The sequence below is a fragment of the Dietzia sp. IBK-p2-15D genome (assembly GCF_057773105.1).
On the sequence record NZ_JBYMTK010000040.1, the window covers coordinates 1 to 512 of the forward strand.

General features: G+C 59.0%; 1 protein-coding gene. It reads right to left on the bottom strand.

What is annotated here, in order from left to right:
* The coding region (locus tag AC3DEV_RS16750; RefSeq protein WP_488372826.1) for a hypothetical protein at nucleotides 1-270 on the bottom strand (270 nt) is incomplete at its 3' end.
* Nucleotides 271-512 lie beyond the last annotated feature (242 nt).

Here is a 512-nt window from a genome sequence, read left to right on the forward strand (position 1 = left end):
GTGCAGATCAGGGTGGGAATCAACGGTGGCGCGCGTCGGCGTGAGGCGCCAGTAGTCGATGTCACGGTCGGCGTTGCGGTGAACGTACTCGACGAGGAAGTCGGCGGTATCGCCGGTGTTGACAGAGACGATGGTCAGACCCACGGTCGGGTGACCCTTGACAGGCGCCTCGAAGAGGGCTTGACCACAAGCAGCCAGCTCGGCGGCCTCAGCGGTGAAGAGCTTGCGCTCAACATCGTGGGAGAACAGCGTCGATTCATACCGTTTCATCGTAACCCTTTCCGCATTTGATAGAAGTATTGTACACTAATCAGGCGGACTTGTACACAGTTGAAGTGTAACCAGATTGTAACAGCGGACGGGCTTAGAACCCTATTCCCGGCCAGCAGGAAGGTCCCCGGCGACCTCTGGTGAGGCCAGGGCCTTGTACCGGCGCGCAATGTCAGCCCGGAAGTCATCCTCATCAGCAGTTGCCCAGCTACCCGGGAAGCGTCCAAACAGCTGCAGGAACT